Source organism: Pseudomonas migulae (assembly GCF_043225285.1).
GTDB classification, from domain to species: Bacteria; Pseudomonadota; Gammaproteobacteria; order Pseudomonadales; family Pseudomonadaceae; genus Aquipseudomonas; species Aquipseudomonas migulae_C.
Map to the genome: position 1 here is coordinate 3,511,407 of NZ_CP171224.1, position 24,822 is coordinate 3,536,228.

General features: G+C 58.1%; 12 protein-coding genes, 2 tRNA genes and 3 rRNA genes. 14 read left to right on the forward strand and 3 right to left on the reverse strand.

What is annotated here, in order from left to right; genetic code table 11:
* Nucleotides 1-52: 52 nt before the first annotated feature.
* Nucleotides 53-973, reverse strand: coding sequence for a LysR family transcriptional regulator (locus tag ACF6ZU_RS16185; protein WP_392885166.1), 921 nt, complete (start codon nt 971-973; stop codon nt 53-55).
* A 139-nt stretch (nt 974-1,112) separates the two neighbouring features.
* On the opposite strand from ACF6ZU_RS16185, the gene ACF6ZU_RS16190 reads away from it, so the two are divergent.
* The 14 genes from ACF6ZU_RS16190 (at nt 1,113) to ACF6ZU_RS16255 (ending at nt 22,978) form a co-directional block, all read left to right on the forward strand.
* On the forward strand, nt 1,113-2,462 hold the full coding sequence (locus tag ACF6ZU_RS16190) for an aspartate aminotransferase family protein (RefSeq protein ID WP_392885167.1): 1,350 nt from the start codon (nt 1,113-1,115) through the stop codon (nt 2,460-2,462).
* A 65-nt stretch (nt 2,463-2,527) separates the two neighbouring features.
* Entirely contained in the window at nt 2,528-4,021 is a 1,494-nt protein-coding gene (locus tag ACF6ZU_RS16195; RefSeq protein WP_392885168.1) for a CoA-acylating methylmalonate-semialdehyde dehydrogenase, read from the forward strand.
* A gap of 627 nt (nt 4,022-4,648) precedes the next feature.
* Nucleotides 4,649-6,185 (forward strand): 16S ribosomal RNA (locus ACF6ZU_RS16200).
* A gap of 82 nt (nt 6,186-6,267) precedes the next feature.
* A tRNA-Ile gene (locus ACF6ZU_RS16205) sits at nt 6,268-6,344 on the forward strand.
* Nucleotides 6,345-6,372: 28 nt separating this feature from the next.
* Nucleotides 6,373-6,448: transfer RNA gene (locus ACF6ZU_RS16210), tRNA-Ala, on the forward strand.
* Between the two features lie 235 nt (nt 6,449-6,683).
* Nucleotides 6,684-9,575: ribosomal RNA gene (locus tag ACF6ZU_RS16215) — 23S ribosomal RNA — on the forward strand.
* 160 nt (nt 9,576-9,735) lie between these two features.
* Nucleotides 9,736-9,851: ribosomal RNA gene (gene rrf / locus ACF6ZU_RS16220) — 5S ribosomal RNA — on the forward strand.
* Together the 16S, 23S and 5S rRNA genes with 2 tRNA genes alongside form the textbook arrangement of a ribosomal RNA operon.
* A 154-nt stretch (nt 9,852-10,005) precedes the next feature.
* Nucleotides 10,006-13,458 carry an exodeoxyribonuclease V subunit gamma gene (gene recC / locus ACF6ZU_RS16225; RefSeq protein WP_392885169.1) on the forward strand — a complete coding sequence of 1,151 codons (3,453 nt, stop codon included), beginning with the start codon at nt 10,006-10,008 and terminating at the stop codon, nt 13,456-13,458.
* Nucleotides 13,455-17,147 (forward strand): exodeoxyribonuclease V subunit beta, encoded by a 3,693-nt coding sequence (recB, locus tag ACF6ZU_RS16230; protein WP_392885170.1) that lies wholly within the window; start codon nt 13,455-13,457, stop codon nt 17,145-17,147. The genes recC and recB overlap by 4 nt, the downstream gene beginning before the upstream one ends.
* Nucleotides 17,144-19,252, forward strand: a complete 2,109-nt coding sequence (gene recD / locus ACF6ZU_RS16235) for an exodeoxyribonuclease V subunit alpha (protein WP_392885171.1) — start codon at nt 17,144-17,146, stop codon at nt 19,250-19,252. The genes recB and recD overlap by 4 nt, the downstream gene beginning before the upstream one ends.
* Before the next feature lie 120 nt (nt 19,253-19,372).
* Nucleotides 19,373-19,948 carry a YfiR family protein gene (locus tag ACF6ZU_RS16240; protein WP_392885172.1) on the forward strand — a complete coding sequence of 192 codons (576 nt, stop codon included), beginning with the start codon at nt 19,373-19,375 and terminating at the stop codon, nt 19,946-19,948.
* A complete protein-coding gene (locus tag ACF6ZU_RS16245) occupies nt 19,945-21,213 on the forward strand; it encodes a diguanylate cyclase domain-containing protein (protein ID WP_392885173.1) in 1,269 nt (422 codons plus the stop codon). Before ACF6ZU_RS16240 ends, ACF6ZU_RS16245 begins: the two co-directional genes overlap by 4 nt.
* Nucleotides 21,213-21,713: an OmpA family protein gene (locus tag ACF6ZU_RS16250; RefSeq protein WP_392885174.1), complete on the forward strand. Its 501-nt coding sequence runs from the start codon at nt 21,213-21,215 to the stop codon at nt 21,711-21,713. Before ACF6ZU_RS16245 ends, ACF6ZU_RS16250 begins: the two co-directional genes overlap by 1 nt.
* Before the next feature lie 110 nt (nt 21,714-21,823).
* The gene (locus tag ACF6ZU_RS16255) at nt 21,824-22,978 is read left to right on the forward strand and encodes an epoxide hydrolase family protein (protein WP_392885175.1); all 1,155 of its coding nucleotides are present in this window, start codon (nt 21,824-21,826) and stop codon (nt 22,976-22,978) included.
* Between the two features lie 125 nt (nt 22,979-23,103).
* Here the strand turns inward: ACF6ZU_RS16255 and ACF6ZU_RS16260 are convergent, their stop codons facing one another.
* Together ACF6ZU_RS16260 and ACF6ZU_RS16265 are read right to left on the reverse strand one after the other, a co-directional pair.
* Complete coding sequence (locus ACF6ZU_RS16260; RefSeq protein ID WP_392885176.1) at nt 23,104-23,376, reverse strand: bacteriocin immunity protein; 273 nt, start codon at nt 23,374-23,376, stop codon at nt 23,104-23,106.
* Nucleotides 23,377-23,383: 7 nt separating this feature from the next.
* Nucleotides 23,384-24,724, reverse strand: a complete 1,341-nt coding sequence (locus ACF6ZU_RS16265) for an S-type pyocin domain-containing protein (RefSeq protein ID WP_392885177.1) — start codon at nt 24,722-24,724, stop codon at nt 23,384-23,386.
* Nucleotides 24,725-24,822 lie beyond the last annotated feature (98 nt).

The window sequence follows — 24,822 nt, forward strand, 5'->3', positions numbered from 1 at the left end:
CCACCGGCTCCAGACAAGTCCCGATACGATAAAACCTGGTCACCACACGGTTTCAGCGAGTTGCGGCCAGGCTCTCAAGGAAGCTTTCCAGCACCAGATGCGGACGACGTCCCTTGCGAGTTACCGATGCAAGACTCAAATCATAAAACCGCGCTTTCGGTTTCAGCGCACGCAACCGACCTTGTTGTACCCATAGGCTCGCGTAGTGGTCCGGCAAATAGCCGATGTAACGACCGGTCAGAATGAGGAACGCCATGCCTTCACGGTCCGACGCGCTGGCGGTGCAATTGAGTGCCTGGTAGTGCGCCTGGATTTCCGCCGGCAAGCGGAAGGTCGGGGCGATAGCGTCCTGACTGTTGAGACGCCCTTCGTCCAGTTGCTTGTCATCGACATAAAACAAGGGATGCCCAACCGCGCAATACAGCAGTGAGCGCTCGCTATACAGCGGCTGATATTCCAGCCCCGACAGCGCACTGGCCTGGGGCACCACGCCGACATGCAGGCGACCGTCGAGCACGCCTTGTTCGACTTCGTTGGGCGCGATCATGCGGATCTGGATCTGCACGTCCGGCCCGCGTTCCTTCAATTGCGCGAGGGCGTGGGTGATGCGCATGTGGGGCAGGGTGACGAGGTTGTCGGTCAGGCCGATGGTCAACTCGCCCCGCAAATGCTGATGCAGGCCATTGACCTCGGTGCGGAAACTTTCCAGCGCACTTAATAGCTGCAATGCCGACTGGTACACCTCGCGGCCTTCCTCGGTCAGGGAAAATCCGGCGCGACCGCGTTGGCACAGGCGTAGACCGAGGCGTTGTTCCAGGTCGCTCATCTGCTGGCTGATCGCCGAGCGCCCGATGCCAAGCACCGATTCGGCAGCGGAGAAGCCACCGCACTCCACCACGCTGCGAAAAATCCGCAACAGGCGGATATCAAAGTCACTGACTTGTGCCAGCGGATCGGGGCGGCGGCTGCTCATGCTCTAATTACTCAAAGTTTAGTAACGGCCTGACTGAACGTTACAAAAGTTGGATTTCACCGACTTTATCCCCGTGGCAATTTAGCTGCAAGAACGCTTTTCATCTCCACGCCGCTTATTGCCCTGCGAGGTTTTGCCCATGAACTTGCCTGAAAACGCCCCGACTTCCCTGGCCAGCCAGCTCAAGCTCGATGCTCACTGGATGCCCTACACCGCCAACCGGAATTTCCAGCGCGATCCGCGCTTGATCGTGGCGGCTGAAGGCAGCTGGCTGACGGACGACAAGGGCCGCAAGGTTTATGACTCGCTGTCCGGTCTGTGGACCTGCGGCGCCGGGCACACCCGCAAGGAAATCCAGGACGCGGTCGCCAAGCAGTTGGGCACTCTCGATTACTCGCCGGGCTTCCAGTACGGTCACCCGCTGTCGTTCCAGCTGGCGGAGAAAATCACTGACCTGACGCCGGGCAACCTGAATCACGTGTTCTTCACTGACTCGGGTTCCGAGTGCGCCGATACCGCGGTGAAGATGGTCCGCGCTTACTGGCGTCTGAAAGGCCAGGCGACCAAGACCAAGATGATCGGTCGTGCCCGTGGCTACCACGGTGTGAACATCGCCGGCACCAGCCTGGGTGGCGTGAACGGGAACCGCAAAATTTTCGGTCAGGCGATGATGGACGTCGATCACCTGCCGCACACCCTGCTGGCGAGCAATGCCTACTCCCGTGGTATGCCGAAAGAGGGCGGCATCGCCCTGGCAGACGAGCTGCTCAAGCTGATCGAACTGCATGACGCGTCGAACATCGCCGCCGTGTTCGTCGAACCAATGGCCGGTTCCGCTGGCGTGCTGGTTCCGCCTGAGGGTTACCTCAAGCGTCTGCGCGAAATCTGCGATCAGCACAACATCCTGCTGGTGTTCGACGAAGTGATCACCGGTTTTGGCCGCACCGGTTCGATGTTCGGCGCTGACAGCTTCGGCGTGACCCCGGACCTGATGTGCATCGCCAAGCAAGTCACCAACGGCGCGATCCCGATGGGCGCGGTGATTGCCAGCTCCGAGATCTACCAGACCTTCATGAACCAGGCGACGCCGGAATACGCGGTGGAATTCCCGCACGGCTACACCTACTCCGCGCACCCGGTGGCGTGCGCCGCTGGCCTGGCCGCACTCGACCTGCTGCAAAAGGAAAACCTGGTGCAGAGCGTGGCCGACGTCGCGCCGCATTTCGAAAATGCGCTGCACGGCCTGAAGGGCTCGAAGAACATCATCGACATTCGTAACTACGGCCTGGCCGGTGCGATCCAGATCGCGCCTCGCGACGGCGATGCCATCGTGCGTCCGTTCGAAGCGGGCATGGCGCTGTGGAAAGCCGGGTTCTACGTTCGCTTCGGCGGCGATACCCTGCAGTTCGGGCCTACCTTCAACAGCAAGCCGCAAGACCTTGATCGCCTGTTCGACGCGGTCGGCGAAGTGCTGAACAAAATCGACTGATTTTCCCTTCTATATAGAGGCGCCCTTCGACGGGGCGCCTGTGGACAACTTTTCAGGAGCCCCGCATGAGCCTTATCCCGCATTTGATCAATGGCGAACTGGTGACCGAAGACGGTCGCACGGCCGACGTGTTCAACCCGTCTACCGGCCAGGTGATCCACAAGCTGCCATTGGCCAGCCGCGAAACCATCCAGAAAGCCATCGATTCGGCCAAGGCTGCGTTCCCGGCCTGGCGTAACACCCCGCCGGCCAAGCGTGCGCAGGTGATGTTCCGCTTCAAGCAACTGCTGGAGCAGAACGAAGGGCGTATCGCCCAACTGATCAGCGAAGAACACGGCAAGACCCTGGAAGACGCGGCGGGTGAACTGAAGCGCGGCATCGAGAACGTCGAGTTCGCGTGCGCGGCACCGGAAATCCTCAAAGGCGAATACAGCCGCAACGTCGGCCCGAACATCGACGCCTGGTCGGACTTCCAGCCACTGGGTGTGGTCGCCGGCATTACGCCGTTCAACTTCCCGGCGATGGTGCCGCTGTGGATGTACCCGCTGGCCATCGTCTGCGGCAACTGCTTCATCCTCAAGCCATCCGAGCGTGATCCAAGCTCGACGCTGCTGATCGCTCAACTGTTGCTGGAAGCCGGTCTGCCGAAAGGCGTGCTGAGCGTTGTCCATGGTGACAAGGCTGCAGTGGACGCGCTGATCGAAGCGCCGGAAGTCAAAGCCCTGAGTTTTGTTGGCTCGACCCCGATTGCCGAATACATCTATTCCGAAGGCACCAAGCGCGGCAAACGCGTTCAGGCACTGGGCGGCGCGAAGAACCATGCGGTGCTGATGCCGGATGCGGATCTGGATAACGCCGTCAGCGCACTGATGGGCGCGGCTTACGGTTCTTGCGGCGAGCGTTGCATGGCGATCTCGGTGGCCGTGTGTGTGGGTGACCAGGTGGCCGATGCGTTGGTGGCCAAACTGACGCCGCAGATCAAGGCTCTGAAAATTGGTGCCGGTACCACCTGCGGTCTGGACATGGGGCCGTTGGTCACCGGTCAGGCTCGTGACAAAGTCAGTGGCTATGTTGAAGACGGCGTTGCATCCGGTGCCACCCTGGTGGTCGACGGTCGTGGTCTGAGCGTGGCCGGTCATGAGGAAGGGTTCTTCCTGGGTGGCTGCCTGTTCGATAACGTCACCCCGGAAATGCGCATCTATAAAGAAGAGATCTTCGGGCCGGTGCTGTGCGTCGTTCGGGTGAACAGCCTGGAAGAGGCGATGCAGCTGATCAACGATCACGAGTACGGCAACGGCACGTGCATCTTCACCCGTGACGGTGAAGCGGCGCGGTTGTTCTGCGACGAGATCGAAGTCGGCATGGTTGGTGTCAACGTGCCGCTGCCGGTGCCGGTCGCTTATCACAGCTTTGGTGGCTGGAAGCGTTCGCTGTTCGGCGATCTGCATGCCTATGGTCCGGATGGCGTGCGTTTCTACACCCGTCGCAAGGCAATTACCCAGCGCTGGCCGCAGCGTGCCAGCCATGAAGCGTCGCAATTCGCATTCCCTAGCTTGTAAGTAGAAAGGAAGAAGGCCGAGCCCCTTGGGGCTCGGCCTTCTTGTTTCTGGGCGTTTTTGACCTATGTGACAGAAATATGAAAATAGGTGTTGACGGCAGATTCTGGAAGTCTATAATTCGCCCCACTTCCGGCGCAGTCGAAACGGAAAACTCCTTGGTAAACAACGAGTTACGCAGTTTTCGGCGGCGAGTTGCTTCAGGTCATCGAAGCCCAGAAGGAGTCGGTCAAGCGGTGTTGTAAGGCTTGATGGACGGTTCGATCTTCTCGGTCGAAAGCGGAGAAAAAGAGGTGTTGACAGCAGCGAGTAACGCTGTAGAATTCGCCTCCCGCTAACGAGAGATCGGAAGCGCAAGTGGTTGAAGTTGCAAAGGAAACTTTGAAAACTTCTGAAAATAACCGCTTGACAGCAACAGAGGCTGCTGTAGAATGCGCGCCTCGGTTGAGACGAAAGATCTTAACCAACCGCTCTTTAACAACTGAATCAAGCAATTCGTGTGGGTGCTTGTGGAGTCAGACTGATAGTCAACAAGATTATCAGCATCACAAGTTACTCCGCGAGAAATCAAAGATGTAACCAACGATTGCTGAGCCAAGTTTAGGGTTTCTTAAAAACCCAAAGATGTTTGAACTGAAGAGTTTGATCATGGCTCAGATTGAACGCTGGCGGCAGGCCTAACACATGCAAGTCGAGCGGTAGAGAGAAGCTTGCTTCTCTTGAGAGCGGCGGACGGGTGAGTAATGCCTAGGAATCTGCCTGGTAGTGGGGGATAACGTTCGGAAACGGACGCTAATACCGCATACGTCCTACGGGAGAAAGCAGGGGACCTTCGGGCCTTGCGCTATCAGATGAGCCTAGGTCGGATTAGCTAGTTGGTGAGGTAATGGCTCACCAAGGCGACGATCCGTAACTGGTCTGAGAGGATGATCAGTCACACTGGAACTGAGACACGGTCCAGACTCCTACGGGAGGCAGCAGTGGGGAATATTGGACAATGGGCGAAAGCCTGATCCAGCCATGCCGCGTGTGTGAAGAAGGTCTTCGGATTGTAAAGCACTTTAAGTTGGGAGGAAGGGCAGTAAATTAATACTTTGCTGTTTTGACGTTACCGACAGAATAAGCACCGGCTAACTCTGTGCCAGCAGCCGCGGTAATACAGAGGGTGCAAGCGTTAATCGGAATTACTGGGCGTAAAGCGCGCGTAGGTGGTTTGTTAAGTTGGATGTGAAAGCCCCGGGCTCAACCTGGGAACTGCATTCAAAACTGACAAGCTAGAGTATGGTAGAGGGTGGTGGAATTTCCTGTGTAGCGGTGAAATGCGTAGATATAGGAAGGAACACCAGTGGCGAAGGCGACCACCTGGACTGATACTGACACTGAGGTGCGAAAGCGTGGGGAGCAAACAGGATTAGATACCCTGGTAGTCCACGCCGTAAACGATGTCAACTAGCCGTTGGGAGCCTTGAGCTCTTAGTGGCGCAGCTAACGCATTAAGTTGACCGCCTGGGGAGTACGGCCGCAAGGTTAAAACTCAAATGAATTGACGGGGGCCCGCACAAGCGGTGGAGCATGTGGTTTAATTCGAAGCAACGCGAAGAACCTTACCAGGCCTTGACATCCAATGAACTTTCCAGAGATGGATTGGTGCCTTCGGGAACATTGAGACAGGTGCTGCATGGCTGTCGTCAGCTCGTGTCGTGAGATGTTGGGTTAAGTCCCGTAACGAGCGCAACCCTTGTCCTTAGTTACCAGCACGTAATGGTGGGCACTCTAAGGAGACTGCCGGTGACAAACCGGAGGAAGGTGGGGATGACGTCAAGTCATCATGGCCCTTACGGCCTGGGCTACACACGTGCTACAATGGTCGGTACAGAGGGTTGCCAAGCCGCGAGGTGGAGCTAATCCCATAAAACCGATCGTAGTCCGGATCGCAGTCTGCAACTCGACTGCGTGAAGTCGGAATCGCTAGTAATCGCGAATCAGAATGTCGCGGTGAATACGTTCCCGGGCCTTGTACACACCGCCCGTCACACCATGGGAGTGGGTTGCACCAGAAGTAGCTAGTCTAACCTTCGGGAGGACGGTTACCACGGTGTGATTCATGACTGGGGTGAAGTCGTAACAAGGTAGCCGTAGGGGAACCTGCGGCTGGATCACCTCCTTAATCGACGACATCAGCTGCTCCATAAGTTCCCACACGAATTGCTTGATTCATTGAAGAAGACGATAAGAAGCAGCCCGAAATTGGGTCTGTAGCTCAGTTGGTTAGAGCGCACCCCTGATAAGGGTGAGGTCGGCAGTTCGAATCTGCCCAGACCCACCAATTTTTGTGTGGGATCCTGTAGCAATACGGGGCCATAGCTCAGCTGGGAGAGCGCCTGCCTTGCACGCAGGAGGTCAACGGTTCGATCCCGTTTGGCTCCACCACTACTGCTTCTGTTTGTTGAAAGCTTAGAAATGAGCATTCCATGGTGACATGGTGAATGTTGATTTCTAGTCTTTGGCTAGATCGTTCTTTAAAAATTTGGGTATGTGATAGAAAGATAGACTGAACGTTACTTTCACTGGTAACGGATCAGGCTAAGGTAAAATTTGTGAGTTTAATCGCGAATTTTCGGCGAATGTCGTCTTCACAGTATAACCAGATTGCTTGGGGTTATATGGTCAAGTGAAGAAGCGCATACGGTGGATGCCTTGGCAGTCAGAGGCGATGAAAGACGTGGTAGCCTGCGAAAAGCTTCGGGGAGTCGGCAAACAGACTTTGATCCGGAGATGTCTGAATGGGGGAACCCACCTAACATAAGTTAGGTATCTTAAGCTGAATACATAGGCTTAAGAAGCGAACCAGGGGAACTGAAACATCTAAGTACCCTGAGGAAAAGAAATCAACCGAGATTCCCTTAGTAGTGGCGAGCGAACGGGGACTAGCCCTTAAGTGGCTTTGAGATTAGCGGAACGCTCTGGAAAGTGCGGCCATAGTGGGTGATAGCCCTGTACGCGAAAATCTCTTAGTCATGAAATCGAGTAGGACGGAGCACGAGAAACTTTGTCTGAATATGGGGGGACCATCCTCCAAGGCTAAATACTACTGACTGACCGATAGTGAACTAGTACCGTGAGGGAAAGGCGAAAAGAACCCCGGAGAGGGGAGTGAAATAGATCCTGAAACCGTATGCGTACAAGCAGTGGGAGCCCACTTTGTTGGGTGACTGCGTACCTTTTGTATAATGGGTCAGCGACTTATTTTCAGTGGCGAGCTTAACCGAATAGGGGAGGCGTAGCGAAAGCGAGTCTTAATAGGGCGTCTAGTCGCTGGGAATAGACCCGAAACCGGGCGATCTATCCATGGGCAGGTTGAAGGTTGGGTAACACTAACTGGAGGACCGAACCGACTACCGTTGAAAAGTTAGCGGATGACCTGTGGATCGGAGTGAAAGGCTAATCAAGCTCGGAGATAGCTGGTTCTCCTCGAAAGCTATTTAGGTAGCGCCTCATGTATCACTGTAGGGGGTAGAGCACTGTTTCGGCTAGGGGGTCATCCCGACTTACCAAACCGATGCAAACTCCGAATACCTACAAGTGCCGAGCATGGGAGACACACGGCGGGTGCTAACGTCCGTCGTGAAAAGGGAAACAACCCAGACCGTCAGCTAAGGTCCCAAAGTTATGGTTAAGTGGGAAACGATGTGGGAAGGCTTAGACAGCTAGGAGGTTGGCTTAGAAGCAGCCACCCTTTAAAGAAAGCGTAATAGCTCACTAGTCGAGTCGGCCTGCGCGGAAGATGTAACGGGGCTCAAACCATACACCGAAGCTACGGGTATCACTTAGGTGATGCGGTAGAGGAGCGTTCTGTAAGCCTGTGAAGGTGAGTTGAGAAGCTTGCTGGAGGTATCAGAAGTGCGAATGCTGACATGAGTAACGACAATGGGTGTGAAAAACACCCACGCCGAAAGACCAAGGTTTCCTGCGCAACGTTAATCGACGCAGGGTTAGTCGGTCCCTAAGGCGAGGCTGAAAAGCGTAGTCGATGGAAAACAGGTTAATATTCCTGTACTTCTGGTTATTGCGATGGAGGGACGGAGAAGGCTAGGCCAGCTTGGCGTTGGTTGTCCAAGTTTAAGGTGGTAGGCTGGAATCTTAGGTAAATCCGGGATTCTAAGGCCGAGAGCTGATGACGAGTGTTCTTTTAGAACACGAAGTGGTTGATGCCATGCTTCCAAGAAAAGCTTCTAAGCTTCAGGTAACCAGGAACCGTACCCCAAACCGACACAGGTGGTTGGGTAGAGAATACCAAGGCGCTTGAGAGAACTCGGGTGAAGGAACTAGGCAAAATGGCACCGTAACTTCGGGAGAAGGTGCGCCGGTGAGGGTGAAGGACTTGCTCCGTAAGCTCATGCCGGTCGAAGATACCAGGCCGCTGCGACTGTTTATTAAAAACACAGCACTCTGCAAACACGAAAGTGGACGTATAGGGTGTGACGCCTGCCCGGTGCCGGAAGGTTAATTGATGGGGTTAGCTAACGCGAAGCTCTTGATCGAAGCCCCGGTAAACGGCGGCCGTAACTATAACGGTCCTAAGGTAGCGAAATTCCTTGTCGGGTAAGTTCCGACCTGCACGAATGGCGTAACGATGGCGGCGCTGTCTCCACCCGAGACTCAGTGAAATTGAAATCGCTGTGAAGATGCAGTGTATCCGCGGCTAGACGGAAAGACCCCGTGAACCTTTACTATAGCTTTGCACTGGACTTTGAATTTGCTTGTGTAGGATAGGTGGGAGGCTTTGAAGCGTGGACGCCAGTTCGCGTGGAGCCATCCTTGAAATACCACCCTGGCAACTTTGAGGTTCTAACTCAGGTCCGTTATCCGGATCGAGGACAGTGTATGGTGGGTAGTTTGACTGGGGCGGTCTCCTCCTAAAGAGTAACGGAGGAGTACGAAGGTGCGCTCAGACCGGTCGGAAATCGGTCGTAGAGTATAAAGGCAAAAGCGCGCTTGACTGCGAGACAGACACGTCGAGCAGGTACGAAAGTAGGTCTTAGTGATCCGGTGGTTCTGTATGGAAGGGCCATCGCTCAACGGATAAAAGGTACTCCGGGGATAACAGGCTGATACCGCCCAAGAGTTCATATCGACGGCGGTGTTTGGCACCTCGATGTCGGCTCATCACATCCTGGGGCTGAAGCCGGTCCCAAGGGTATGGCTGTTCGCCATTTAAAGTGGTACGCGAGCTGGGTTTAGAACGTCGTGAGACAGTTCGGTCCCTATCTGCCGTGGACGTTTGAGATTTGAGAGGGGCTGCTCCTAGTACGAGAGGACCGGAGTGGACGAACCTCTGGTGTTCCGGTTGTCACGCCAGTGGCATTGCCGGGTAGCTATGTTCGGAATAGATAACCGCTGAAAGCATCTAAGCGGGAAACTAGCCTCAAGATGAGATCTCACTGGGACCTTGAGTCCCCTGAAGGGCCGTCGAAGACTACGACGTTGATAGGTTGGGTGTGTAAGCGCTGTGAGGCGTTGAGCTAACCAATACTAATTGCCCGTGAGGCTTGACCATATAACACCCAAGCAATTTGCAAGCTTTGAGCTGAAAAGCGAAAGAGCACCAGATTGCGGTGTGTGAAGACGAAACGAACCGAAAGTTCGAGAAACAAACACACAAACTATCGCATACCCAATTCGCTGGAACGTCGCAAGACGCGTCAGCTCAAGAATTTCTTGACGACCATAGAGCATTGGAACCACCTGATCCCATCCCGAACTCAGCAGTGAAACGATGCATCGCCGATGGTAGTGTGGGGTTTCCCCATGTGAGAGTAGGTCATCGTCAAGATTAAATTTCGAAACCCCAATTGCGAAAGCAGTTGGGGTTTTGTTTTGCCCGCAGGAAAGTTCGTACAGCAAACCCGGACGGCTCCCGGCTGTCACAGTCTCCCGACAATGCTAAGGTTCGGCCCTAGCTTTTGTATTTTTCCAAGGAAGCCTTTATGCCGGACGCGACGTCCCTCAGTGCTGGTTTTATGGTGGTTCACGGCAACCGCCTGGACGAGTTGCGCAGCCTGGTGGTCAGCTGGATGCGGCGGTACCCGCTGGCTCCCCTGGAAAATGAAATCGCACTGGTACAAAGCAACGGCATCGCCCAGTGGCTGAAGCTCGCGTTGGCTGAAGACCCGGAAGAGGATGACATGGGCGGCTGCGGCATCGCCGCAGCGATCGACGTGCAGTTGCCGGGCAGCTTCATGTGGCAGCTCTATCGCATGGTCCTTGGACGAGATGAAATCCCGGCGAAATCCCTGCTCGATAAAGCCCCGTTGACCTGGCGCCTCATGCGCCTGCTTCCGCAGCTGATCGACCAGCGGCACTTCGAGCCTCTGCAACGTTTCCTGAGCCATGACTCTGACTTACGCAAACGCTATCAACTGGCCGAGCGTCTGGCTGACCTGTTTGACCAATATCAGGTGTACCGCGCCGACTGGCTCGAAGACTGGGCAGAGGGTCGTCATCAATTACGCAGCGGTCGGGGCGAAGCAAAACCGCTGACTCCTGCCAACTGCTGGCAAGCGGAACTATGGCGCGCACTGTTACTGGATGTCGGTGAACAAGGCATGGCGCAAAGCCGTGCCGGCGTTCATCAACGGTTTATCGAGCGTATCAACAGCCTCGACGTTGCGCCTGCCGGACTCCCTTCACGAGTCATCGTTTTCGGGATTTCCTCACTTCCCGCCCAGGCGCTGGAAGCCCTTGCCGGGCTGGCTCGCTTCAGTCAGGTCCTGCTTTGTGTACATAACCCATGTCGCCACCATTGGGCGGACATCGTCGCCGATAAAGACCTGCTGCGGCATCAGTACAAACGCCAGGCTCGCAAGAGTGGCATGCCGGTCGTGCTGGATCCGCAAACCCTGCACCAGCACGCCCATCCACTGTTGGCCGCGTGGGGCAAACAGGGCCGGGACTACATAAATCTGCTCGACAGTTATGACGATCCCAATAGCTATCGATCGGCATTCCGTGACGGCAGAATCGACCTGTTCAGTGACAGCCAACCACTGAACATGCTCAATCAATTACAGGACGACATTCTCGAACTGCGTCCGTTGAATGAAACCCGAGAGCGCTGGCCAGCAGTCGATATAAAAGCCGATCAGTCCATCCGCTTTCACATTGCCCACAGCGCCCAGCGCGAAGTGGAAATCCTTCACGATCAATTGCTCTCCCGCTTTAGCGCTGACCCTGATCTGAGACCTCGCGACATCATCGTGATGGTCCCGGACATCGACAGTTACGCGCCGCATATTCGTGCTGTTTTTGGTCAGCTTGAACGCCATGACCCGCGCTTCATCCCCTTTACCCTTGCTGACCAGGGGCAACGTGGCCGTGATCCACTGCTGATCGCCGTCGAACACTTGCTCAAGCTGCCTGACAGCCGTTTCCCCGTCAGCGAAATCCTCGATTTGCTGGACGTTCCCGCCCTGCGCGCGCGCTTCGGTGTGGAAGAGCGTGACTTGCCGACTCTGCATCGCTGGATCGAAGGCGCCGGCATTCGTTGGGGCATGAATGCCGAGCAACGGGCGGGCCTGGGGTTGCCGCAGGAGCTGGAGCAAAACAGCTGGCGATTCGGCCTGCGAAGGATGCTGCTCGGCTACGCCGTAGGAAGCGGCATCGCCTGCGAAGGCATCGAGCCTTATGACGAAATCGGCGGTCTGGACGCTGCGCTCATCGGCCCGCTGGTTGCACTGCTGGATGCGCTGGAAATTGCCCATCAGGAACTCTCTGAACCGGCACCGCCCAAGCAATGGGGCGCGCGCTTGCAAGCGCTGGTGCAGCTGTTTTTCCAGGCCAGTAACGAACATGACGACTACCTGTTGGCCCAATTGGAAGAGCTACGCGAAACCTGGCTGGAGACCTGTGAGTCTGTCGGTTTGCATGACGAGTTGCCGCTGACGGTCGTCCGTGAAGCCTGGCTCGCCGGTCTTGATCAGGGGCGCCTGTCCCAACGCTTTCTCGCTGGTGCGGTTAACTTCTGCACCTTGATGCCCATGCGTGCGATCCCGTTCAAACTGGTCTGCCTGCTTGGCATGAATGACGGGGATTACCCGCGCGCGCAACCGCCGCTGGATTTCGACCTCATGGGCAGCGACTACCGACCGGGTGATCGTTCGCGTCGTGAAGATGATCGCTATCTGTTATTGGAAGCGTTGCTGTCCGCACGTGACCAGCTCTATATCAGCTGGGTTGGACGCAGCATTCGCGACAACAGCGAGCGACCCGCCTCGGTATTGATTGGCCAGTTGCGTGACCATCTGGCCAGTGGCTGGCGATTGCACAATGCCGATGAGGATCTGCTCGAGGCCATGACTCAGGAGCATCCACTGCAACCCTTCAGCGCCCGTTACTTCCATGAAGGCGATGAGCTGTTCAGCTTCGCCAACGAATGGCAGGTGCTTCATCATCCTGTTGAGTCAGCACCCGATCACAACATCCTCGCCCCTTACGTTCAGGAAGAGCCGTTAAGCCTCGGCCAGTTGCAGGATTTCCTGCGCAACCCTGTGCGACATTTTTTCAGCCAGCGGCTGAAGGTATTCTTCGAAGCCGCTGAAGTACCACTGGCCGATGAAGAACCCTTTGTCCTCGACGCATTGCAACGCTATAGCCTCAGCGACAGTTTGCTCGGCGCGGCGCTGGGGCAACTTGAGCACGCGGAAGAGGTACTGGAGGCGCAGGCCAAACGCCTGCAAAACAGTGGACTGCTGCCCATGGCCGGTTTCGGCGAATGTCTGCAACGCGAGTTGATCGAGCCGTTGCCGGATCTGTTGCAACGCTATCAACAGCTTCTGGCGTTATGGCCGACGCCACTGGCGAGCGCGCTGCCGGTCAATCTTGAGCTTCAAGGTCTGCGCCTGGAAGGTTGGCTCAGTGGCCTGCACCAACGCGCGGACGGTAGCTTGCTGTCGGTCACCACGATCCCGAACAGCATCGGTTCGATCAAGTCTCGCAAATGGCATCGCCTGACACGCCCGTGGGTCAATCACCTGGTTGCCTGCGCCAGCGACATGGCGATGACCACTGCGCTTGTGGCCAGTGACGACAGCTTGTTACTGGGCCCCATTGAAAAAGAGAGCGCATCCCGGATGCTGAGCGACCTGTTGGTGGCCTGGCAAGCGGGCATGCGTCAGCCGCTGCCCATTGCGGTGAAAACCGCGTTTGCCTGGCTCGCCCAGACCGATCCCGCCAAGGCCGATGCCGCTGCTCGCAAAGCCTACGAAGGCGATGGCCAGACCACGGACGGCGAACGCCGGGAAAGTCCCGCGCTCGCCCGGCAGTTTGCAGACTATGACGAACTGGTCGCCGACGAGACCTTCGCCGATTGGTGCAATGCCTTGTACAAACCGATGCTCGAAGCCCCCTGGCGTTCATTGACCAGCGAGGAGGCGCGCTCATGACCGCGAAGACACCGCTGGCCCTGGCATTCCCGTTGCGCGGCAGCCAGTTGATCGAAGCCAGTGCCGGGACCGGGAAGACCTTTACCATCTCCGCGCTGTACCTGCGCCTCGTCCTCGGTCACGGCGGGGAGTCGAGCGGCTTTGGCCGTGAGTTGTTGCCGCCACAGATCCTCGTCGTGACCTTCACGGACGCCGCGACCAAGGAGTTGCGCGAACGGATCCGGACCCGCCTTGCAGAAGCCGCGCGGTTTTTCCGCGATGAAACTCCGCCACCGGATGCTCTCATCGCCGAGCTGCGTGAACAGTACCTACCCGAACAGTGGCCTGGCTGCGCGAACCGTCTGGACATCGCGGCACAGTGGATGGACGAAGCGGCCGTCTCGACCATCCACAGTTGGTGTCAGCGCATGTTGCGCGAGCACGCCTTCGACAGCGGCAGCCTGTTTACCCAGACGCTGGAAACCGATCACAGTGATCTGCTTGGTGAGGTTCTTCGCGACTACTGGCGTCTGTTCTGCTACCCCATGCAAGGCGATGCGCTGAATTGGGTGCGCAGCAATTGGGGCGGCCCGGCAGCCCTGTTGCCACGAGTGCGAGGCTTGTTCGCCAGCGAACGCAACAACGTCGAAGGCAAAGAGCCTGCGGAGCTGATCACCGAGTGCCTGCAGGAGCGGAGGGCAGCCTTGATCGAACTCAAGATGCCGTGGCGTCAGTGGGCGGACGAGTTGCTTGCGATCTGTCACGAGGGTGTTGCGAGCAAGAATGTCGATGGGCGCAAGATGCAACCACGCTACTTCGAACCCTGGTTTGAAAAGCTGAAAGCCTGGGCCGAGGACGAAACACTCGAGCAGCTGGATATCGGTACCGGCTTCACTCGCCTGACTCCCGATGGCATGGCTGAAGCCTGGAAAAAAGGCGAAGTCCCCCGTCATCCGGGACTGGATGCCATGCCCGGCCTCAAGGTTCGTCTCGATGGATTGCCGACCCCCGATGCCGCGGTTCTGCAACACGCCGCCCAATGGGTGGGCGCACGGTTCGAGGAAGAAAAGCGCCGTCGTGCAGAAATGGGTTTCGACGACATGCTGCTGCGCCTCGACGCGGCGTTGCAATCCGAGGGCGGTGAACGCCTGGCGACCTTGATCCGCGAACAGTTCCCGGTGGCGTTGATCGACGAATTCCAGGACACCGACCCGGTGCAGTACCGGATCTTCGAAAGCATTTATCGCATTGAAGACAACAACCCTGAATGCGGGCTGTTCCTGATCGGCGATCCCAAGCAGGCGATCTATGCCTTCCGCGGTGCCGACATCTACACCTACCTTCGCGCACGCCAGGCCACCGCTGGCCGACTGCATACGCTGGGCACCAACTTCCGTTCCAGCCACGGCATGGTCGGTGCGGTCAACCATGTGTTCGAGCGCGCCGAATTGCGCGAGAGCGGTCGGGGCGCGTTTCTGTTTCGGGAAAAGAATGGCGAGAACCCGGTGCCGTTCCTGCCGGTCGCCTCCCAAGGTCGCAAAGAAGTTCTGAATATCGAAGGGCAGGTCGTCCCCGCGCTGAACATCTGGCATCTGTCCGCCGAGCAACCGCTGTCCGGTGCGGTATACCGACAGCAACTGGCCGCCGCGTGTGCCAGTGAAATCACGGCGTTGCTTAACGGCGGGCAACAAGGTCGGGCGGGTTTCATTCAGGATGGCAAGGACTTCAGGGGCCTGTTGCCGGCGGATATCGCGATCCTGGTGCGCGACGGCAAGGAAGCGCAGGCGGTTCGCGCCGAACTTTCCAGCCGAGGGGTGCGCAGTGTTTATCTGTCGGACAAGGACTCGGTGTTCGCCGCCCAGGAAGCGCACGACCTGCTGACCTGGCTCAAGGCCTGCGCCGAGCCGGACGTCGAACGTCCGTTGCGGGCCGCCTTGGCGAGCATCACGTTGAACCTGTCGCTGGCCGAGCTAGAGCAGTTGAATCAGGACGAACTGGCCTGGGAATCCCGGGTCATGCAGTTCCGTGGTTACCGTGAGCTTTGGCGCAAACAAGGCGTGCTGCCGATGCTGCGACGCTTGCTGCATGACTTCGAATTGCCCCAGGCATTGATTTCGCGCAACGACGGCGAGCGGGTGCTGACCAACCTGCTGCACCTGTCCGAGTTGCTGCAACAGGCAGCCGCCGAACTCGATGGCGAGCAAGCGCTGATCCGGCATTTGTCCGAGCACCTGGCGTTGTCCGGCCAGGCGGGTGAAGAGCAGATTTTGCGCCTGGAAAGTGATGAGCAACTGGTCAAGGTAGTGACCATTCACAAGTCCAAGGGGCTTGAGTACCCGCTGGTATTTTTGCCGTTTATTTGCTCGGCTAAACCAGTGGACGGCAGCCGTTTGCCGCTGCATTACCACGACGAAAGCGGCAACGCTCAGGTGACCCTGAAACCCACACCTGAGTTGATCGCGCTGGCCGATGACGAGCGGCTGGCCGAGGATCTGCGTCTGCTGTATGTGGCGCTGACCCGGGCGCAACATGCTTGCTGGCTCGGCGTCACCGACCTCAAACGCGGCAATAACAACAGCTCGGTGCTGCACCTCTCGGCGCTGGGTTATCTGTTGGGCGGCGGGGCACCATTGGCCGAGTCGCAGGGCTTGAAGCGTTGGCTGGAAGATTTGCAGCAAGACTGTCCGGCGCTGCACTACAGCGAAATGCCGGAAAAGACCGACGAGCATTACCATCCGCCGCAAAACGACGCGACCTTGCTCGCCCCGCTGATTCCGAAGCGCAAGGCCAGTGAAAACTGGTGGATTGCCTCCTACAGTGCCCTGCGCATTGGTGACATTCTCAGCGTGGGCAGTGATGAAGCGCCGGAAAATCCGCAAGCGCAAAAGCTGTTCGACGATGAGCGCCTCGATCCCGAAGCACCACGGGAAATGGTCGCGGGCGGCGCGGATATCCATCGATTCCCGCGCGGCCCGAATCCGGGCACCTTTCTCCATGGCTTGCTTGAGTGGGCCGGTGACGAAGGGTTCGCTGCTACCCCGCAAACCGTGGAAGACGCGATCGCCCGTCGCTGCAATCGGCGAGGCTGGGAAGGCTGGATCACCACGCTGAGCGACTGGTTGCAGCACCTGCTGAAATCCCCGCTGCACATCGGTGCCGGTCAGTCGCCGGTGATTTTTGAGCAGTTGAAACAGTACCGGGTCGAGATGGAGTTCTGGTTCGCCAGCCACAAGGTCGATGTGCTCAAGCTTGATGAACTGGTCCGCCAGCACACCCACAACGGTGTGGCCCGGGTCGCGGCTGAGCCGGTCCTGCTCAACGGCATGTTCAAAGGCTTCATCGACCTGACGTTCGAGCACGATGGTCGCTACTACGTCGCCGATTACAAATCCAATTGGCTGGGTGTCGATGACATGGCCTATACCGAGCAGGCCATGGAGCAGTCGATCCTGGACAATCGCTACGATCTGCAATACGTGCTGTACCTGTTGGCCCTGCATCGTCAGCTCAAGGCGCGGCTTGCCGATTACGATTACGACCGGCATGTCGGTGGCGCGTTGTACCTGTTCCTGCGCGGTACCCGTGCGGCCAGCCAGGGCGTGTATTTCGCCCGTCCGCCGAGGGAACTGATCGAGCGTCTTGACCGGCTGTTCCAGGGCAAGGCGGAACCCAAGGCTGAACCGGCCTGGGAACAGGGAGTACTGCTATGAGCCGCACCTTCGCCGAGTTGTTGCCTACTCCGTTGGCAGCGGAAAGCCTGGCCAGGCTGATGCCGTTGAGTCGTGCCGACGATTTGTTGGTTTTGCTCACGCGCTGGGTCGAGCGCGGCTGGTTGCGAGCGCTGGACAAGGCCTTCGTGGCCTTCCTGCACGAACTGGCGCCCGACGATGATCCATTGGTGCTGCTGGCAGCGGCATTGACCAGCCATCAATTGGGTCACGGTCACGTCTGTCTGGATCTGTTCGAGACCCTCAAGGAACCGGACTTCGCCTTGTCGCTGCCGCCGGAAGGCGATCTGCAAAGTGGCGCGATGCTGCTGCCTTCACAGCTGCTGGAATCACTGGACGGCCCTCATTGGTGCAAGGTCCTGGCCGCCAGCAGGCTGGTGGCATTGGCGGCCGATGGCAGCGAATCGGCGCAACAAAGGCCGCTGGTGTTGTCGGGGAAGCGTCTGTACCTGCGCCGCTATTGGGCTTACGAGCGCCGTATCGATGATGCGTTGCGCCTGCGTCTGGCGGAACACGAATCCACGCCGAATGATTTGCTCCAGCGTCTCACGGGCCTGTTCGGCCCGGCCCGACCAGGCGAAGTGATCGACTGGCAGAAACTCGCCTGTGCCCTGGCCACCCGTAGCGCGTTCAGCATCGTCACCGGCGGTCCCGGGACCGGCAAGACCACCACGGTCGTGCGCTTGCTGGCATTGCTCCAGGCGCCAGCGGTGGAAGCTGGCAAACCGTTGCGCATCCGTCTTGCGGCGCCCACCGGTAAAGCCGCAGCGCGGCTGACGGAGTCCATCAGCCAGCAGGTCCGGACGCTGGAAGTCGCCGAGATCGTGCGAGAAAAAATTCCGTCTGACGTCACCACGGTGCACCGTCTGCTTGGTAGTCGTCCCGGTACCCGCCACTTCCGCCATCACGCCGACAATCGCTTGCCGCTGGATGTGCTGATCGTGGACGAAGCGTCGATGATCGACCTGGAGATGATGGCCAATCTTCTCGATGCGATGCCGGCTCATGCTCGCCTGGTGCTGCTGGGTGACAAGGATCAACTGGCGTCGGTGGAAGCCGGCGCCGTGCTGGGCGATTTGTGCCGTGACGCCGAAGCGGGTTGGTACAGCCCACAGACGCGTGAGTGGCTGGAAGCGGTCAGCGGTGAAAACCTCGGCACCAGCGGCCTGCACGAAGACACTCACGGAACTCATCCCCTGGCTCAGCAGGTCGTGATGCTGCGTCATTCGCGGCGGTTCGGCGAGGGCAGCGGGATTGGCCTGCTGGCGCGCTGGGTCAACCAGCAACAGCCTGAAGAAGCGCGCAAATTGTTGGCGGCTCGAAGCCACGACGATGTGTTTGGCCTGTCCCTCAAGGGCGAACAGGACCGGGCACTGGAACGCCTATTACTCGAAGGCCATGGCGATGGGCCGCAAGGTTATCGGCATTATCTGAGCCTGCTGAAAAACCGGCGGCCGCCCCTCGGCAGCGCTCTCGATGATGCGTGTTGGAGCGATTGGGCGCGTGAAGTGTTGCAAGCCTTCGACGCCTTTCAGCTGCTGTGCGCCGTACGCAAGGGACCATGGGGCGTGGAAGGGCTCAATCAGCGCGTGACCGAGGCGTTGCTCAAGGCCCGGCTGATCGACAGCAACCAGCAATGGTACGAAGGTCGGCCGGTGTTGATGACTCGCAACGACTATGGCCTGGGCTTGATGAACGGTGACATCGGCATCGCGCTCAAACTGCCGGAGCGCGAGGGGCCCGAGGCAGGGCGTCAGGTGCTGCGTGTGGCGTTCCCGCGCAACGACGGTCAGGGCGGCGTGCGTTTTGTCCTGCCGAGCCGACTCAATGATGTCGAAACCGTGTACGCCATGACCGTGCACAAATCCCAGGGCTCCGAGTTCGCCCACACGGCGTTGATTTTGCCGGATGCGCTGAATCCGGTGCTGACCAAGGAACTGATCTACACCGGCATTACCCGCGCCAAGCATTGGTTCACCTTGATCGAGCCTCGCAGCGGCGTGTTTGAAGAGGCCGTGCGACGCAAGGTCAAGCGCTTGAGCGGGTTGATGCTGGAACTGGACGAGGTGGCGCCCTCCGTGGATTGAGGGTCGCCGTTCCGGCGCCAGAAAAATGGCTGCAAGGCCCGGCTGGTGCGGCCTCGCGGGTGTTTCGGTGCTGTGCTATCGTTGCGGCATTATTCCGTTGCGATCGAAGAGAATCCCTGCATGAAGGTGGCTGTCAGGACGGCAGGGCGCATTGTTGGCTACAAGCAAATCGTGCTGGCAGGCTTTCTCTGTTTGCTCAGTGGATACGTTTCAGCGCAAGTGCAGATCTCGCCAAGCATGGCCGATCAGCGTGCCCAATCGGTTACGCAGGTGGTTCTCGGAATCCTCAGTTATGCCCGTTGGCCGGTTGAGCCAGAACAACTGCGGTTGTGCATCGTCGGTCCCACCGAATACACCGACGATCTGGTCAAGGGCACGACCCAGGCCACTGGCCGCCCCGTCACCGTGCGCCGCTTGCTGGCCGACAACCCATCGATCGTCAGCGAGTGCGACGCGGTCTACATCGGTAAGTTGACCAGCGAGGAACGCAGCCAGCTGTTCACATCGCTGGTGGGGCGCCCCGTGCTGAGCATCAGCGAAAGCGATGACCAATGCACCGTCGGCAGCCTCTTCTGCCTGCGGGTCGGCGATGAGCAAGTGTCCTTTGAGGTCAACCTCGATTCTGTAGCACGCAGCGGCGTACGGATTCACCCCAGCGTACTTCAGCTGTCTCGCCGCAAGCCGGCGGCACCATGAAGTTATTCAAACCGGACAGTCGCCCGACCTTGCGCTCGGTCATCGGTCGCGGTCATTTGATCGTGGCATTGGTGGGCGTGGCCATGGCCAGTGTCTCACTGACATTGCTGGGCGTGCTGGCCTTGCGGGTCTATGCCGACCACAACCTGCACTTGATCGCACGCTCCATCAACTACACCGTCGAAGCCGCGGTGGTGTTCAACGACAAGGCAGCCGCCACCGAAGCGCTGGCGTTGATCGCTTCCACCGAAGAAGTGGCCGATGCCCAAGTGCTGGATCAGCATGGCAAGCTCTTGGCCCGCTGGCAGCGGCCGGAAACCGGATTGTTCTCGGACCTTGAAATGCAGTTGGCCAAGGCCTTTCTGGAAAAACCGATCAACATGCCGATCGTCCACCAGAACCGCGAAGTCGGCAGCATCCAGCTCACCGGCCATGGTGGCAGCCTGATGCGCTTCCTGCTCAGCGGTCTGGTGGGGATCATTTTGTGTACGGCCATCAGCGCCTGGGTGGCGCTGTATCTGGCACGCCGCCAGTTGCGCGGGATTACCGGCCCGTTGCGCAGCCTGGCTTCCGTGGCTCACGCCGCGCGCAGCGAAAGGGCCTTCGACCGCCGCGTTCCCCCCGCCGAGATCGCCGAACTCGATAACCTCGGCAACGACTTCAATGCCCTGCTCGATGAGCTCGAATCCTGGCAGACCCACCTGCAAAGCGAAAACGAAACCCTGGCTCACCAGGCCAGCCATGACAGCCTCACCGGCCTGCCGAACCGGGCGTTTTTCGAAGGCCGGTTGATGCGTTCACTGCGCAACGCCAGCAAGCTCAACGAACGAGTGGCGGTGCTGTTCCTCGACAGCGACCGGTTCAAGGAGATCAACGACAATTTCGGTCACGCCGCCGGCGATGCGGTGCTGGTGGCGGTGGCCGATCGCGTTCGTTCGCAGTTGCGTGAGGAAGATCTGGTGGCGCGCCTCGGCGGTGACGAATTCGCCGTACTGCTGACCCCGTTGCACAAGACCGAAGACGCCGAGCGGATTGCCGACAAAATCCTCGCGAGCATGGAAGTGCCTATCCCGCTGCCAGGGACCAGCCAGGTGTTGACCTCTCTCAGTATCGGCATCGCCGTTTACCCCGATCATGGCGCGACACCGGGCGCGCTGCTCAATGCCGCCGATGCCGCCATGTACCAAGCCAAACGCCTCGCCAGAGGGGCGCAACACACTTCAGGGTCGGAGCACCCTGTCGCCGATGTTCAAACCAGGAGCTAATGCCCGTGTTCTCACTTCCCCTGCGATTTTTCACCATCACCCTGTTCATGGCGGTGCTGGCATTGACCGGTTGCCAGACGGCGCCGCAAAAAGGCCTGACCCCGGCCCAGGTCGCCGTGCTCAAGCAGCAAGGTTTCGAATTGACCGACGAAGGCTGGGCCTTCGGCCTGTCCGGCAAAGTGTTGTTTGGCAGCGACGTCGAAAGCCTCAATCCGCAGAGCACCGAGATCGTCGAGCGCATTGGCAAGGCATTGCTGGGTGTCGGGATCGAGCGGGTACGGGTCGACGGTCATACCGACGCGTCGGGCAAAGAGTCTTACAACGAAACGCTGTCCCTGCGCCGCGCGAAAAGCGTCGGCAAAGTATTGGCCGCAGTGGGTATGAAAGAAGAGAACATCCAGCTTCGCGGCCTCGGCAGCAGTCAGCCTGTTGCGTCCAACGACAGCGCGGCCGGTCGGACCGAAAACCGCCGCGTGTCGATTGTGGTGAGTGCGGATTAGTTGGCGAACAGCGTGTCCTGGCGTTCGCTATCCCCGACCCACACGATTTACGATTGCGGCATCGTGGAACAGTGCCCTACCCTGAGCGTCTCCTCACGCAGGGAATCGTCATGTCCATCCGCCCATTCCAGCTGGCTGTTTCCACCGAGCAGCTAGACGACCTCCATCGACGCCTGCGCGCTTTACGCCTGCCAGACACGTTGGCCGCCGATAGCTGGGATGACGGCACCGATGCCGTTTTTCTTCAGCGTCTACTGGAACATTGGAGTAACCGCTTTGATTGGCGAAGCCAGGAGCGGCGAATCAATCGAATGCCACAATTCCTGGCGGAAATTGACGGCCAGACAATTCACTTCGTGCATCAGCGGGGTGTCGGGCCCAAGCCTTTGCCGCTGATCATCACTCACGGCTGGCCGGGCTCCTTTCTAGAGATGGAACGGTTGCTTCCCCTTCTCACGGATCCGGCGAAATACGGCGGGGACGCCGCCGATGCCTTTGATGTAGTGGTGCCCTCTCTACCCGGCTACGGATGCTCTCCCGCTCCGACCAGAGCCGGCATCAGTTCGAAGCAGGTCGCAGGCCTGTGGGCATCGCTGATGGGTGAACTGGGCTACGACCGATTTGGGGCTCAGGGAGGCGATATTGGCGCCGGCGTCTCGATGTGGCTCGCACGCAACCACGGTCCCCATTTGATCGGCGCCCATCTCAACTACATTCCGGGAAGCTTCAGGCCATCTCTGGAGGGAGAACAAAGTGCCTTGAGCGAGGACGAGCAGGGTTTCCTGGCTCGCAGCGCTCAGTTCGCAGCAATCGAAGGTGCCTATGCGACATTGCACAGTACGAAACCCCAAACCCTGGCTTTCGCATTGGCGGATTCGCCAGCGGGGCTCGCGGCATGGATCGTCGAGAAATTCCACGCGTGGGTGGATCATTCCGGGGATCTTGAACACGTGGTGCCGTTTGACACCCTGCTTAGCGACATAGCCCTGTACTGGTTCAGCGGAAGCATTCAAGCAACCTTGAGGCTATACAAAGAAAACCGACAAAATCCGCTCATTTTCGAAGCCGGCGAGCGTGTGGAAACGCCGTTGGGCGTGGCGGTCTTTCCGAAAGAAATTCCCATGCCTCCACGCAGCTGGGTTGAGCGTGTCTTCAACGTCCAACGTTGGGAGCACATGCCGCGGGGCGGCCATTTCGCAGCATTGGAGCAGCCCGACATTCTGGCTGAGGAGATCCGTGAATTCTTCAGGCCTTTAAGGCGCTAGGTGCATGGGGATGTCCGCAATCAATTTGTTCAAACAGTTTCGTCAGTCGAGTGACCAAAGATTCATGCAGCACTGGCGGCATTAGATCAGGTCGAAGCTCCATATGATCTCTCACAGTCCAGTGATTATTCTTTGAATCCCGGTAAGCCTTGAGCGGCACGCCATTCTTTTACAATCTGCGTCACGCCTTCAGGGGAGCTATCTGCTCCCGGCTCTGGGTAGTAGATCAAGTCTGACCCTGCCGGGTGCTCGCTTACCTTCTCGAAGTGCAACAAAAGCAAGTCTGCACGGTCATCGTTTTCGGCTTGTTCGTCTTCCTTGGCGAGCTCTTGCAGCAGCTTGATGAACTCCGCTTCTGTGTACTCAGAGAAGCAGTTTTTCATTAGTGTGTCCGTCATGTTGGGCCTATTCGTTCCGGTGAAGATCGATGTGGTTTTTCGGTGTGTTAACTCGCAGGTTATCCACGTCGTACACACCACCGCCCTCTGATACTTTTTCGAGGTGGTGCAGCTCGTAAGACAATCTGCCTCCGACTCTATCGGCTTTTCGAACACGCGGAGCCCGACCTGTAAGCATACGGCCAACACTTTGTTTGACGAACTGATCCGCTGTTGCTGATCCTGAGACAGCTTTCCAAAGTGCGGCTCTGAATGTGTCGAAGCTTTTGAATTCACGTCCCCTCAATGCGTCCGCCACGTCCGCAGGTATCGGAACTCCTACTCCCGAACTCGCCCCAACAAGCCAGATACCAACCACATCCTCGCCTTGACCGGTTACGGTTCCGGAGCTCCTGCGAACATTCATCACGATGTACAACGGCGGCACACCAGAATCAGCCGGGAATACCAGAATGGCGTCTTTGTACGCGTCAGGGTAAATCGGACTGACGATGATGTTATCAGCCTGTTCGGTGGGCGGATAAATCCAGATCTGCGGCGCCTGTGGTGCGCCTTCTAACGCTGGAATTCCTAAAGTGCTGGACGGGTCAGCGGCTGGTGTCCAAATCAAGGTTACACCGTCACCAAAGTCAGCCACTTGCTGGGAGCCTTGAGCAACGAACTGGACTACCGGAATCATTTCCCAGTCACGGCGCTTCTGGGTGTTGTACCCGTAACCCTTCAGGGTGCCATCGGCTTGCGGCTCAACGTGCAGGCGAACACGTGTTCGGGCGTGCTTGAGTGACTGGAGCTGTTCTTCTGTATATAAGCTGCTGTCGCCCAAGCTGGATGGCCACAGCAATGCAACCACTCCCGTTAGTGCTCCAGCAGCAACACCGGTAGTAACCCCGGAAGCCACAGCACCAGCTGTGCAAAGACCGCCACAAGACATACCGCTAAAGGTAGCAGCGGCGCCGCCCAATAAAAGTGTTCCCAGTGATGCGGATAGTGCACCACTGATTTTTTTGAGAGGTGTGTTTCCTTGTGCATCCGTTTCACGGCCACCCAGCAAGGCAAACTCGCCATATTGGCTAATCGGATCGGTGGGGATGGCTCCGCTGGGGCTGGTGTAGTTAATGGTCCCATCTGGCAACGTGCAACTCTTGGCGAAAACGCATTCGCGTGGGGCCATTTCATTCCGCTTCTTGATCGTATTCCTGCGTGCGTCAGCTTCCCGCTCGTTCCTTTCGTTCGCCGCCACTGTTCTGGCCCACGCGGCCTTTGCTTCCTCTGCTGCCTCGGCATGTAGCCTGTTGCCGTCTATTCCAGAGCATCCCAGATAATTCGGGAAGAGGTTTTCAACCGCCATGACACCTCCCTTCAGGAACCGGCTCGATCCCTGTTTCGCCATTTGGTAAGTGCGACGGGACGCTATCCCATGCTAGTTCGGCGTGTCTGTAGGACGGT